Source organism: Musicola keenii (assembly GCF_014855505.1).
Taxonomy (GTDB): Bacteria; Pseudomonadota; Gammaproteobacteria; order Enterobacterales; family Enterobacteriaceae; genus Musicola; species Musicola paradisiaca.
Map to the genome: position 1 here is coordinate 214,380 of NZ_JAAWVW010000002.1, position 12,652 is coordinate 227,031.

13 protein-coding genes and 1 other annotated feature are annotated in these 12,652 nt (G+C 56.2%); of the genes, 11 read left to right on the forward strand and 2 right to left on the reverse strand.

The window, feature by feature from the left end:
• Window positions 1–425 precede the first annotated feature (425 nt).
• Both HEP82_RS03270 and HEP82_RS03275 read left to right on the forward strand, forming a co-directional pair.
• Window positions 426–2,051 carry an ATP-binding protein gene (locus HEP82_RS03270; RefSeq protein WP_192456766.1) on the forward strand — a complete coding sequence of 542 codons (1,626 nt, stop codon included), beginning with the start codon at window positions 426–428 and terminating at the stop codon, window positions 2,049–2,051.
• A gap of 5 nt (window positions 2,052–2,056) precedes the next feature.
• Window positions 2,057–2,782, forward strand: a complete 726-nt coding sequence (locus tag HEP82_RS03275) for a response regulator (RefSeq protein ID WP_192456767.1) — start codon at window positions 2,057–2,059, stop codon at window positions 2,780–2,782.
• Between the two features lie 63 nt (window positions 2,783–2,845).
• On the opposite strand, the gene HEP82_RS03280 is transcribed toward HEP82_RS03275, so the two are convergent.
• Complete coding sequence (locus HEP82_RS03280) at window positions 2,846–3,667, reverse strand: SDR family oxidoreductase (protein WP_192456768.1); 822 nt, start codon at window positions 3,665–3,667, stop codon at window positions 2,846–2,848.
• A gap of 296 nt (window positions 3,668–3,963) precedes the next feature.
• Window positions 3,964–4,084, forward strand: a sequence feature (His leader region).
• 62 nt (window positions 4,085–4,146) lie between these two features.
• Here HEP82_RS03280 and hisG point away from each other — a divergent pair.
• From hisG to HEP82_RS03325, 9 genes are all read left to right on the forward strand, one after another.
• Entirely contained in the window at window positions 4,147–5,046 is a 900-nt protein-coding gene (hisG, locus tag HEP82_RS03285; RefSeq protein WP_192456769.1) for an ATP phosphoribosyltransferase, read from the forward strand.
• A gap of 5 nt (window positions 5,047–5,051) precedes the next feature.
• On the forward strand, window positions 5,052–6,362 hold the full coding sequence (gene hisD / locus HEP82_RS03290) for a histidinol dehydrogenase (RefSeq protein ID WP_192456770.1): 1,311 nt from the start codon (window positions 5,052–5,054) through the stop codon (window positions 6,360–6,362).
• A complete protein-coding gene (hisC, locus tag HEP82_RS03295) occupies window positions 6,359–7,429 on the forward strand; it encodes a histidinol-phosphate transaminase (protein WP_192456771.1) in 1,071 nt (356 codons plus the stop codon). Before hisD ends, hisC begins: the two co-directional genes overlap by 4 nt.
• Before the next feature lie 13 nt (window positions 7,430–7,442).
• Window positions 7,443–8,510, forward strand: a complete 1,068-nt coding sequence (gene hisB, locus HEP82_RS03300; protein WP_192456772.1) for a bifunctional histidinol-phosphatase/imidazoleglycerol-phosphate dehydratase HisB — start codon at window positions 7,443–7,445, stop codon at window positions 8,508–8,510.
• Window positions 8,510–9,100, forward strand: coding sequence for an imidazole glycerol phosphate synthase subunit HisH (gene hisH / locus HEP82_RS03305; RefSeq protein WP_192456773.1), 591 nt, complete (start codon window positions 8,510–8,512; stop codon window positions 9,098–9,100). Before hisB ends, hisH begins: the two co-directional genes overlap by 1 nt.
• 6 nt (window positions 9,101–9,106) lie before the next feature.
• Window positions 9,107–9,844, forward strand: a complete 738-nt coding sequence (hisA, locus tag HEP82_RS03310) for a 1-(5-phosphoribosyl)-5-[(5-phosphoribosylamino)methylideneamino]imidazole-4-carboxamide isomerase (RefSeq protein WP_192456774.1) — start codon at window positions 9,107–9,109, stop codon at window positions 9,842–9,844.
• A complete protein-coding gene (gene hisF / locus HEP82_RS03315) occupies window positions 9,826–10,602 on the forward strand; it encodes an imidazole glycerol phosphate synthase subunit HisF (RefSeq protein ID WP_192456775.1) in 777 nt (258 codons plus the stop codon). The genes hisA and hisF overlap by 19 nt, the downstream gene beginning before the upstream one ends.
• Window positions 10,596–11,210 (forward strand): bifunctional phosphoribosyl-AMP cyclohydrolase/phosphoribosyl-ATP diphosphatase HisIE, encoded by a 615-nt coding sequence (gene hisIE / locus HEP82_RS03320; RefSeq protein ID WP_192456776.1) that lies wholly within the window; start codon window positions 10,596–10,598, stop codon window positions 11,208–11,210. The genes hisF and hisIE overlap by 7 nt, the downstream gene beginning before the upstream one ends.
• Before the next feature lie 248 nt (window positions 11,211–11,458).
• Window positions 11,459–12,097, forward strand: coding sequence for a hypothetical protein (locus HEP82_RS03325; RefSeq protein ID WP_192456777.1), 639 nt, complete (start codon window positions 11,459–11,461; stop codon window positions 12,095–12,097).
• A 200-nt stretch (window positions 12,098–12,297) separates the two neighbouring features.
• Here the strand turns inward: HEP82_RS03325 and ihfB are convergent, their stop codons facing one another.
• Entirely contained in the window at window positions 12,298–12,585 is a 288-nt protein-coding gene (gene ihfB, locus HEP82_RS03330; protein WP_192456778.1) for an integration host factor subunit beta, read from the reverse strand.
• Window positions 12,586–12,652 lie beyond the last annotated feature (67 nt).

Consider the following 12,652-nt stretch of genomic DNA (forward strand, 5'->3'; position numbering starts at 1 on the left):
ACCTTCTCCCCTTGTTATTTTCCCGCGCATCTTAAAAGTTGGATGCTAATTATTATGTGACAATCCTCAAATTAGAAAATGAGTTTTAATGGCACTTATGGTTTTTATGGTTTTAATTATTTTTTCATTTAAAAACAATTAATTAAAATACATCAAGACAGGAAGTTTTTTCGTGGTTTTTATGGATTTTATGGTCAAAATGGTTTGTTTGGAAATAAAAATTCACATGTTGAAAAAAGGTAAAATAATTGTCCGATTGCAGTGAAATTCAATTTAATTTTTATTTAAAACCTCGGAATAAAAAATACAAATTTCACAACATCCTCGGCACAACTCACAATACGATTTTTTGCTCCCTGTTTTTTACGCCGTTCATGATAAATTAGCCACCTCAGATTGCTGAATGCTTCCGGAATACGCACGTTATGACTGTCAGATACCCTTTTCATCTCAGGTTATTTATCTATCTGATGATCTTTTTTTCGCTGCTGCTCGGTGGCACCAGCATCTATTATTATTATGTCGTCGAACAGCAGATGTATTCCGACCTCGGCAGTCGCGCCCAGATTCAGGCGCGGGAAATCGCCATTATTCCGTCGCTGATTGCGGCGGTGAAACAACGAGATCTCGTCACCATCGACTCGCTGGTCGATCAACTCCGCGCACGCAGCGACGCCAGCTTTATCGTCATCGGCGATCGCAACGCCACCCATCTTTACCATTCTGAAGATCCGGCGCTGCTCGGTACCGAGATGATTGGCGGCGACAATCAGGACGTGTTGGCAGGCCACAGCACGATTACGGTGCGCCGCGGCGCGATTGGCATTTCCTTACGCAGCAAAGCGCCGATTATGGATGGCGATGAGGTGATCGGCATTGTTTCCGTCGGCTATCTGAAAAAACGTATCGATAACCTCACCTTCAGCAAAGTTGCCCAAATCGGGTTAGCCATCGGCATCATGCTGGTGGCGCTGTTTTTCTTTTCATGGCTGTTCGCCCGCAATCTGAAAAAGCAGATGTTCGGGCTGGAGCCGTTGGAAATCCGCCTGCTGGTGCGGCAACAAAAAGCGCTGCTGGAATCGATCTACGAAGGCGTGATCGCCATCGACAAAGAGCGGCGCATTGCGGTGATCAACCGGGCGGCCAAAGAACTGTTGGGGCTGGACGCGCCAACCTGGCAATTGCGGGGAAAACCGATCGACGATGTCATCGCGCCCACCGCGTTCTTTAACCAACCCGATATCCTGAACACCGACACTCACGACGAAATTTGCCGCTTCAACCATGTCACCGTGATTGCCAGCCGGGTACGCATCATGCTGGAAGACGAGTTGCAAGGATGGGTGATCAGCTTCCGCGATAAAAACGACATTCATACGCTGGGGATGCAGCTCAGCCAGGTGAAGCGTTACGCCAATAGCCTGCGCATCCTGCGGCATGAACAGCTTAACTGGACCGCAACCCTGGCTGGCCTGCTGCACCTTCGGCGCTATGATGAAGCGATCAGTTATATCGAAGCGCAGTCAGAAGGCGCCCAAGTGGTGCTGGATTTTATCGCCAGCCGGTTTTGCTCTCCGACGCTATGCGGGCTGCTGCTCGGCAAATACGCCAGCGCGCGGGAAAAAGGTATCGAACTGCGCTTCGATCCACGTTGTCAGCTTAAGGTCATTCCCGCCGCACTGAGCGAAACCGAACTGATGTCTATCATCGGCAATTTAATTGATAATGCGGTGGAAGCCACACTCGCCAGCACCCGGACTCATTATCCTGTCGAAGTTTATATCCACGACGGTGAGCAGGAATTGGTCATTGAAGTGGCCGATCAGGGCACCGGCATTGACCCCGCCATCACCGATCGGGTATTTGAGATGGGCGTGACCAGCAAGCGGGAAGGCGATCACGGCTTGGGGCTGCATCTGGTGTCCAATTACGTCAGCCAGGCTCAAGGGGTGATTGAAGTCTCCGATAACCAGCCATACGGCACAATTTTTTCTCTTTTTATTCCCAAGAACATTGGGCTTAACCACAACCGCCAACAACAGGAAAACTGAGTACCATGCCGATTGCGAGTACCATGCCGACTGAACGATCCATTGATAATTTCGACGTGCTTATCGTGGAAGATGAAAGAAAGCTGGCCAACGTCCATGCCGAGTTCATCGAAAAGAACTTCGCGCTGCGCGTAGTGGGCATCGCCTCAACCCTGAACGATGCCAGACGGCTGATACAGCAACACAAACCACGGCTGATCCTGCTGGATAACTACCTGCCGGACGGCGAAGGCGTTTCACTGATCGAAAGCGATGTACTCAAAGGCACCCAGTGTTCGGTGATCTTCATCACCGCCGCCAGCGACATGAATACCTGCGCACAGGCGATCCGCTGCGGCGCGTTCGATTACATCATCAAACCTGTTGCCTATCCGCGTCTGCGCTCCTCGCTGGAGCGTTTTATCCAGTTCGTCAAAACGCAACATACTTACAAGGTTGTCGACCAGCAAAACGTGGATGTGCTTTATCAGCTACAGGCATCAACCGCCCCCAATGGGCCCGGCAGCAAAGGCATCGAGGAAAATACCCTCAATCTGGTGCGTCAAATGTTCCTCAACGCGCCCGACACGCTGTATTCCGTCGATGAGGTAGTCACGCAAACCGGGCTGAGTAAAACCACCGCGCGCCGTTATCTGGAATTCGGGGTGGAGAACCACTTTCTGGAAATTGAAATGCGCTACGGCAAGATCGGGCACCCGCGCCGTCTGTACCGTAAAAAAGAGGCCGAATAATCCCTCCGCCGGCCGCGGGCGTGCTGCGAGCAACGCCCGCGGCCGCTCATCTTTTCCCCGCGCTTAAAACACCATGCTCATCGGGTCCGGATACTGGTACTCAAATCCCAGTTCACGGCAGATTCGCTGCCCGTCCACCCGCCGGTCTTGCGCCGGGTCGCCCGGCAAAAAGTGCGGCGGCGTCAGCCCCATGTGTATCGCCTGCGCCGGATAAAACACGTCGCGGGCCGGGTGCAGCGGCGCGCACAGATTATACAGGTGCCCGCCGTGCGGGCGTTGCAGCAGCAGCTCGACCGCGGCGATCACGTCGTCCTGATGCACCAGATTCACGCCGTGACACCCGTTAGGCACGTCACGCCTCCCCGCCAGGAAGCGCCCGGGATGCCGGTCCGCCCCCACCAGCCCGGCCAGCCGCAAAATATCCACTTGCGTATGCGGCAGCGCATGCAGCCACTGCTCTAACGCCACCAACACCCGGCCGTTGTCGGTATCCGGCTGCAACGGACTGTCTTCTTTCAGTTTGCCACGGGTGGCGCCGTACACCGCCGACGAACTGGTGTAGATGATGCGCGGCACGCCAAACGCCAGCGCGCTGTTGACCAGTTGCTGTACCGCCTGCAGATAGCCGCCCCCTTCCCGGGCGGTGCGCCCCGGCGGCAGGGTAACGATCAGCGCCTCCGTTTGCAGCAGCGCCGCCAGCGCTTCCGGTTCGCACTCCGGCTCCGGCGTCAACCTCAAGCGATAGCACTCCACTCCCGATAGCCGCGCCGCTTCCACGCCGTCATCCGTCGTCTTGCTGCCCATGACCTGATACCCTCGCCCCAGCAAGGCCAGCGCCAGCGGCATCCCCAACCAGCCCAGCCCGATTATTGATACCTTCTTCATCGTTTCACCCCGATCTCTGCGGTTTTCGCCAGGTTGTCGCATCATGAAGTAACGCCGTGACGCGGCACGGCTCCCCTGATTCAGTTTACTCTTCGTCCCCCAGCAGTGATGACAATAAACGTGATGTTTTTAAAGGGTGATAGTTTTGGGGTAAAAAAATGTTGCGTGAAGATAGCAAGATAGTTTAGGTTAGCTGACAGTTGAAACAACGCGGAAATGCCGCGAAGGCGCCCCAAAAACGCGCCCCATCATTGACACAGAGATAACCAAATTATGTTACGCACCCTGTTAAGCCACCATCATCACCATCACCCTGACTAGTCTTTCAGGCGTTTGGTGCTGGAAGACAGTAGAATCTTCCAGTGGCACAGCGTGCGAAAAGAGCCCCCGGAAGATCGATTTCGGGGGCTTTTTTTATGGCCCTAACGTTTAAAAGCCTGAATCAACAGGCGTCACAGACAGGATAAATTGAGGTTCACATGCTGGATAAATCACGTTTACGCATCGCGATGCAGAAATCAGGCCGCCTGAGCGACGACTCACGGGAATTGCTTGCTCGCTGCGGCATCAAAATCAATCTGCAACAGCAACGTCTGATCGCGTTCGCCGAAAACATGCCTATCGATATTTTGCGCGTCCGCGATGACGATATCCCCGGCCTGGTGATGGACGGCGTGGTCGATCTGGGCATCATCGGCGAGAACGTGCTGGAAGAGGAACTGCTCGACCGCCGCGCCCAGGGGGAAGACCCGCGCTACTTCACGCTGCGTCGTCTTGACTTCGGCGGATGCCGCCTGTCGTTGGCTATGCCGCTCGATGAGGAGTACACCGGCCCGCAATGCCTGAACAATAAACGCATCGCTACCTCCTACCCTCACCTTCTCAAGAAATATCTTGATAAACAAGGTGTTAATTTCAAATCCTGCCTACTTAACGGTTCGGTAGAGGTGGCGCCGCGCGCCGGGCTGGCCGACGCTATTTGCGATCTGGTTTCGACCGGCGCCACACTGGAAGCTAACGGCCTGCGCGAAGTGGAAGTGATTTACCGCTCCAAAGCCTGCCTGATCCAACGCGACGGCGAGATGCCCGCGGATAAACAGCAGTTGATCGACAAATTGCTGACCCGCATGCAAGGCGTGATTCAGGCGCGTGAATCCAAATACATCATGCTGCACGCGCCCAGCGATCGCCTGGAAGAGGTGATCGGGTTATTGCCGGGCGCTGAACGTCCCACCATCCTGCCGCTGGCAGGTGATCAGAATCGGGTGGCCATGCACATGGTCAGCAGCGAAACCCTGTTCTGGGAAACCATGGAAAAACTGAAAGTGCTGGGCGCCAGTTCGATTCTGGTACTGCCGATCGAGAAAATGATGGAGTGAAGGTCATGACCAATCGTTTCAATACCCTGATTGACTGGCAGTCCAGTTCGGCGGAACAACAACGACAGTTGCTGACGCGCCCGGCAATTTCCGCCTCCGGCCGCATCACCGCCACCGTCAGCGAGATTCTGGATCGCGTTAACGCCGAAGGCGACGCGGCACTGCGCGATTTCAGCGCCCGTTTCGACAAGGTACAGGTGGATACTCTGCGCGTCTCCGCCGCCGATATCGATGCCGCCGCCGCCCGGCTGGGCGACGATATCAAACAGGCGATGGCGAATGCGGTGCGCAATATCGAGACATTCCATTATGCGCAGGTGTTGCCGCCGGTGAATGTGGAAACCCAACCCGGCGTGCGTTGCCAGCAGGTAACGCGCCCCATCGCCAGCGTCGGCCTGTATATCCCCGGCGGCTCTGCACCGCTGTTATCTACCGTCCTGATGCTGGCGACGCCGGCGCGCATCGCCGGCTGCGGCAAGGTCATCCTGTGTTCGCCGCCGCCCATCGCCGATGAAATTCTGTACGCGGCGAAGCTGTGCGGCGTACAGGAAATCTACCAGCTCGGCGGCGCGCAAGCGGTGGCAGCGATGGCGTTCGGCACCGACAGCGTACCCAAGGTGGATAAAATCTTCGGCCCCGGCAACGCCTACGTCACCGAGGCCAAACGTCAGGTCAGCCAACGCCTTGACGGCGCAGCCATCGACATGCCGGCCGGCCCGTCCGAAGTGCTGGTGATCGCCGATGGCGGCGCCACGCCGGATTTCATCGCCGCCGATTTGCTCTCCCAGGCGGAACACGGCCCGGATTCGCAGGTGATTCTGTTGACGCCGGACGCCGCCATGGCGCAGGCGGTGATCGCGGCGGTCGAGCGCCAGCTCACCACCCTTTCCCGCGCCGACATCGCCCGTCAGGCGCTGGACAGCAGCCGGGTGATTGTGACCCGCGATCTGGATCAGTGCGTGGACATCAGCAACCAGTACGGCCCGGAACACCTGATAATCCAGACCCGCAACGCGGAAGATTTGGTGGCGCGCATCACCAGCGCCGGCTCGGTGTTTCTGGGGGATTGGTCGCCGGAATCGGCGGGCGACTACGCCTCAGGCACCAACCATGTGCTGCCGACCTATGGCTATACCGCCACCTATTCCAGCCTGGGTCTGGCGGATTTCCAAAAACGCATGACCGTGCAGCAGTTATCGCCGCAAGGGTTGCTGGGCTTGGCCGTCACCATCGAGACCTTGGCGCAGGCCGAACAGTTAACCGCTCACAAGAATGCCGTCACCCTGCGCGTCAACGCCCTGAAGGAGCAAGTATGAGTATAGAGAACCTGGCGCGCGAGAATGTGCGCCGTTTGACCCCGTACCAGTCGGCCCGTCGTCTTGGCGGAAACGGCGATGTGTGGCTCAACGCCAACGAATTCCCGCAAGCGCCGGAATACTCGCTCACGCTGCACACCCTGAACCGTTATCCGGAATGCCAACCGACGCAGGTGATCGCACGCTACGCCGCTTACGCCGGCGTCGCGCCGGAACAGGTACTGGTGAGCCGCGGCGCCGATGAAGGTATCGAACTGCTGATTCGCGCCTTTTGCGAACCGGGTAAAGACGCCATTCTGTTCTGCCCACCCACCTACGGCATGTACGCCGTCAGCGCCGAAACCTTCGGCGTGGAGTGTCGTGTCGCCCAGAGCACGGCGGACTGGCAGCTTGATGTGGCGTCCATTGAACGTCAGTTGGATAACGTGAAGCTGATTTACGTCTGCTCCCCCAATAACCCGACCGGCAATCTGGTCAATCAGGACGATCTACGTCGGGTGCTGGAGCTGGCGCGCGGCCGGGCGGTCGTGGCTATCGATGAGGCCTATATCGAATTCTGTCCGCAAGCCTCCACCGTCAACTGGCTGGCGGACTACCCGCATCTGGTGATCCTGCGTACGTTGTCCAAGGCTTTCGCACTGGCCGGGTTACGTTGTGGTTTCACGCTCGCCAATGCCGACGTTATCCAGTTGCTGCTCAAAGTAATTGCCCCTTATCCGCTCTCGCTACCGGTGGCTGATATCGCAGCGCAAGCCTTGAGCGATGCCGGAATCGCCCGGATGCGCCGGAACGTCGCCGAGGTGCTGGAAAACCGCCGCTGGCTGGCGGAGGCGCTGAACAACGTGGACGGCATAGACACCGTGTTCGCCAGTGAAAGCAACTACCTGCTGGTGCGTTTCGCCGACTCGGCAACCGTCTTTAAGGCCTTGTGGGATCAAGGCATTATTCTACGCGATCAAAATAAACAGCCAGGGCTGGCCGGTTGCCTGCGTATTACCATCGGCAATCGTTACGAATGCGAGCGCGTCATCACCGCACTGCAGGCGCTGTCTGCCACTACTGCGTAATTGAGGAATCACCGTGGGATTAAAATATCTTTTCATCGACCGCGACGGCACCCTGATCGCCGAGCCGCCCGAGGATTTTCAGGTAGATCGTTTGGACAAGCTGGCACTGGAGCCAGACGTGATCCCGTCGCTGCTGACATTGCAGAAGGCCGGTTTCAAACTGGTGATGATCACCAATCAGGATGGGTTAGGCACCGCCAGCTTCCCGCAGGAGGATTTCGACCCGCCGCATAACCTGATGATGCAGATTTTCACCTCGCAGGGCGTGCGCTTCGAGCGCGTGTTGATCTGCCCGCATTTGCCCGGCGATAACTGCGCGTGCCGTAAACCTAAAACCGCGTTGGTGGATGCGTTTCTGAAAGACAACGTGATGGACAGCGACAACAGCTTCGTCATCGGCGACCGCGAAACTGACGTGCAACTGGCGCAAAATATGGGGATTGCCGGTCTGCGCTATCAACGTGATGGTTTGAACTGGCAGGCGATTACCGCGCAGTTGACCAAGAGCGACCGCCACGCCCAGGTTAACCGAGTTACACGCGAAACCGCTATCGACGTTGAAGTTTGGCTGGATCGCGAAGGCGGCAGCAAGATCAACACCGGCGTTGGTTTCTTCGACCATATGCTGGATCAAATCGCCACTCACGGCGGTTTCCGCATGAATATCGATGTTAAGGGTGATCTGTACATCGACGATCACCATACGGTAGAAGACACCGCGCTGGCACTGGGCGAAGCGCTGAACAAGGCGCTGGGCGACAAGCGCGGCATCGGCCGTTTCGGTTTCGTGCTGCCGATGGATGAGTGTCTGGCCCGTTGCGCGCTGGACATCTCCGGCCGGCCACATCTGGAGTACAAAGCTGAGTTCAATTACCAGCGCGTGGGCGACCTCAGCACCGAGATGGTTGAGCACTTTTTCCGCTCGCTCTCTTACGCCATGGCCTGCACCCTGCACCTGAGAACCAAGGGCCGCAACGACCATCATCGGGTGGAAAGTCTGTTCAAGGTGTTCGGCCGCGCCTTGCGCCAGGCTATACGTGTCGAGGGTAATACGCTGCCCAGCTCCAAAGGAGTGTTGTGATGAACGTGGTGATTCTCGATACCGGTTGCGCCAATCTCTCCTCGGTGATGTACGCGGTGAAACGTCTGGGGTATGACCCGCTGGTCAGCCGCGCCCCAGAGGTGGTGCTGCGTGCCGATAAGCTGTTTCTGCCGGGCGTGGGCACTGCGCAGGCGGCAATGGATCAACTGGCTGAACGCCAGTTGATCGACCTGATAAAAACCTGCACTCAGCCGGTGCTGGGTATCTGTCTCGGTATGCAACTGCTGGGCAGCCGTAGCGATGAAAATAACGGCGTGGACACACTGGGTATCATCGATACGCCGGTGGTACAAATGGCCGACCACGGCCTGCCGCTACCGCATATGGGCTGGAACCGGGTCACGCCGCAGGCGGGCCACCGGCTGTTTCACGCGATTCCCGACGGTGCGTACTTCTATTTTGTCCACAGTTACGCCATGCCGGTATGCGCCAATACGATCGCGCAATCCACGTACGGCGAGCCGTTCACCGCGGCAGTACAGAAAGACAATTTCTACGGCGTGCAATTCCACCCGGAGCGCTCCGGTGCGGCGGGCGCGCAGTTGCTGAAAAATTTTCTGGAGATGTAAACGGCGATGATTATTCCCGCGTTGGATTTAATTGACGGACAGGTGGTTCGTTTGCATCAGGGCGACTACGGTCAGCAACGCCAGTACGGCAACGACCCGCTGCCCCGTTTGCAGGATTACCAGCAACAGGGGGCACAGGTGCTGCATCTGGTGGATCTGACTGGCGCCAAAGACCCGGCGGCGCGCCAGATCCCGCTGCTGAAAACGCTGCTGGCCGGCGTCTCCGTACCGGTACAGGTGGGCGGCGGCATCCGCACCGAGCAGGATGTCGTATCCCTGCTGGAGGCCGGCGCGCGCCGCGTAGTGATTGGCTCCACCGCCGTAAAACGGCCGGAGTTGGTGCAGCAATGGTTTACCCGCTATGGCGCGGAAGCACTGGTTTTGGCGCTGGACGTGCGCATCGACGCGCAGGGCGTTAAACAGGTTGCTATCAGCGGCTGGCAGGAAAGCAGTGGTGCCACTCTGGAGCAGACCGTGGAGAGCTATCTACCGTTCGGCCTGAAACACGTCCTCTGTACCGATATTTCCCGCGATGGTACGTTGCAGGGCTCGAATGTCGATTTATACCGCGAAGTGAGCCAGCGTTATTCGCAGGTGGCGTTTCAGGCTTCCGGCGGCATCGGTTCGCTGGCGGATATTGCCGCGTTGCGCGGCAGCGGCGTTCAGGGCGTGATCGTCGGTCGGGCTTTGCTGGAAGGTAAATTTAACGTGGCGGAGGCAATCTCATGCTGGCAAAACGGATAATCCCTTGTCTGGACGTGCGTGACGGCCAGGTGGTCAAGGGCGTGCAGTTCCGCAATCATGAAATTATCGGCGATATCGTGCCGTTGGCTCAGCGCTATGCGCAGGAAGGCGCTGATGAACTGGTGTTTTACGATATCACCGCCTCTTCCGACGGCCGGGTGGTGGACAAAAGCTGGGTGTCTCGCGTGGCGGAAGTGATCGATATCCCCTTCTGCGTCGCCGGCGGGATCAAGAGTATTGAAGATGCTGGGCAGATACTCTCTTTCGGCGCCGATAAGATCTCCATCAATTCGCCCGCCCTGGCCGACCCCGATTTAATTTCCCGACTGGCGGATCGCTATGGCGTACAATGCATCGTGGTCGGCATCGATACCTGGCATGACGCCGAAACCGGTCGTTATCATGTCAATCAGTATACCGGCGATGAATCGCGTACCCGTGTCACCCAGTGGGAAACGCTGGATTGGGTGCAAGAGGTGCAGAAGCGCGGTGCCGGCGAGATCGTTCTGAACATGATGAATCAGGATGGTGTGCGCAATGGTTACGATCTGGCGCAATTGACGCAAGTGCGCGATGTTTGTCATGTTCCGCTGATCGCTTCCGGCGGTGCGGGAACCATGCAACATTTTCTGGCTGCGTTTCAGCAAGCCGGCGTGGACGGCGCACTGGCGGCGTCGGTATTCCATAAACAAATTATCAATATTGGTGAACTCAAGCAGTTCCTTAAGCAACAAGGCGTGGAGATTCGGGTGTGTTAACTGAACAACAACGAAACCAGCTCGACTGGCAAAAAACCAACGGCATGTTACCGGTAGTCGTACAACACGCGGTTTCCGGTGAAGTGCTGATGCTGGGCTATATGAATCAGGCCGCGCTGCAGGTGACGGAAGAAACCGGTAAAGTGACCTTCTACTCCCGAACCAAACAGCGGTTGTGGACTAAGGGCGAATCGTCCGGACACTTTTTAAATGTGGAATCGATTACACCGGACTGCGATAACGATACGCTGCTGGTGCTGGCGACGCCGATCGGCCCGACCTGTCATCTGGGCAATACCAGTTGTTTCCATCCTGCGGAAAGCCGCTGGCAGTTCCTTTACCAACTGGAACAACTGCTGGCCGAGCGTAAGAATGCCGATCCGGCCAGCTCCTACACCGCGAAACTGTACGCCAGCGGTACCAAGCGCATCGCGCAGAAAGTCGGCGAGGAAGGGTTGGAAACCGCGCTGGCGGCGACTGTCCACGATCGGGAGGAACTGACTAACGAAGCCGCCGATCTGGTTTATCACCTGCTGGTGTTGCTACAGGATCAGGATCTGGATTTGTCCACCATCATCCAGCGTTTGAAAGAGCGTCATAACCGCTGATATGTCATCCGCTTTACCGGCTTCCGCCGCCGGTAAAGCGTCTCACTTTTCCCATTTTTTCCCATCTTCGGCAAAATATTCGCCCAGTTTAACCGCGTCTACGCATGTCTGGTTGATTAGGCTTTATTCGTGTTCAACGGTGCGGAATAACGATACTTCGCAACCGCCGCAGTCAATCAACCGGCCCGCTCCTGTGACGCAAGTCTGCGTCGCCGTTTCGGACATTTTCTCCAAGCAAGGAAAACGATATGCGACAGAAAATACGAAGTTCCCAACTTACGGTAATAGGCGCCATGTTGGCGACAACGCTGATGAGTCAAGGCGTATCGGCAGCGGATGCCAAAGTAGAAAGCGTGATCAAAAAGAATGGGCTGGATAACACACGGGTGCTGGCGATGTATCAGAACGGCAACCTGCAGCTTCAAACTGAAACATCAAACAAACTGATTCTGGTTAATCCTAAAGTTCGTGCCACCGATGTAGAGGCGAGCAAGGCCATGTACTGGTATCGGGGTATGCAATTTGATGAATACAAGACTTTCGACGCCACTAAATTTAAAACACTCCCTTGCGTGCAACAGGACAGCTTTTGCGGCATTACACCGGAATATACTTACGCGGCTAAATATCTGACCATTGAGAAACCCGGGGTCATGGTTCAGTTCAGTACGATAGAGCCAGGCTGGCTTTATAACGAATTCACCAATAAGCATCGCTGCCAAATTAAAGCAGAAGGCGGCGGTACATTTGGACTCGGGGGAAAAGGAACCTCAGGCAGTTGCGATGCCGAATATAAGAACAAAGGATTGGGCAACATTTTCAATGGCTGGTTGCAGCCGCCTCAAAAAATAGAGCCCATTATCGCCTACGTGCTTCTGGCAAAATAATCGTCCGGCATCAGGGAATATGGCCTTTTTAACCAACCGTCGCCACCTAATAGCAGGCTTACCGCTGGACGCTTTTCGAAACCTTCGGCCAGGTAGGGGAGTATCAGCTAACAACCAGCACCTCCCGAGGCGGTGGTTTACCGCTGACAAAAAAATAGCACCCTCTCGGGTGCTATTCATGAAACAGGCGTTATGGCTGATTATCCGCCATAAATGTTGGCACGATCTCGCAATTCTTTACCCGGTTTGAAGTGAGGAACATATTTACCTTCCAGATCCACTTTTTCGCCGGTTTTCGGATTACGGCCAGTGCGTGGTGCACGGTAGTGGAGTGAAAAACTGCCAAACCCGCGAATTTCGATGCGGTCGCCATCGGCCAGCGTAGTGGCCATCTGCTCCAGCATCTCTTTCACCGCGTCCTCAACCACTTTGGCCGGGATATGCGATTGCTGTCCAGCAAGTCTTTCAATAAGTTCAGACTTGGTCATGATTCCTCCAAGTGAGTGGCTTGTGCATGCCACTGTAACTTACTACCGTTTAAGGTCGGGCGGCAAG